The sequence below is a fragment of the Corallococcus sp. AB038B genome (assembly GCF_003668955.1).
GTDB lineage: Bacteria > Myxococcota > Myxococcia > Myxococcales > Myxococcaceae > Corallococcus > Corallococcus exiguus.
The window spans coordinates 1-421 of sequence record NZ_RAWO01000185.1 but is presented as its reverse complement, the minus strand read 5'-3'; the positions used below and the strand labels follow the sequence as shown (position 1 = coordinate 421).

1 pseudogene is annotated in these 421 nt (G+C 74.1%); it reads left to right on the top strand.

Going from position 1 to position 421, the window contains the following annotated elements:
* Nucleotides 1-252 (top strand): annotated as a pseudogene (locus D7Y04_RS42945) (DUF4398 domain-containing protein); the annotation flags it as partial.
* Between the last annotated feature and the right edge of the window lie 169 nt (nucleotides 253-421).

Sequence of the window (421 nt, the reverse complement as noted above, 5' to 3'; positions counted from 1 at the left end):
CTGAGGGCCGCGGAAGGCGCTGGCGCCAGCCGCGTCCCCGAGGCCGCCCAGCACCTGGAGTATGCCCGGCAGCAGATCGCCGACGCCGAGCGGCTGCTCGTCGAAGGCGAGCAGGAGGCCGCGGAGCTGCGCTTCATGCAGGCCGAAGCGGACGCGGACCTGGCGCTCGCGCTGGCCCGCTCGGTGCCCCTTGAACGCGAGGCGCGGACGGCCACCCAACAGGCCGAGTCCGCGCGCCGCAGCCTCCAGTGAGCCGCCCACCCCGAGAGGAGAGCGTCATGGTGCTTTGGAAGCGTGGATGGAAGGCCCTCGTCGGGGCCACGGCGTTGGTCGCGGTGGGCTGCGCGTCGGGTCCCCCACCTCGGGAATTGATGGACGCGCGCGCCGCCTACGAGCAGCTGTCCACCAGCCCCGAGGGCCG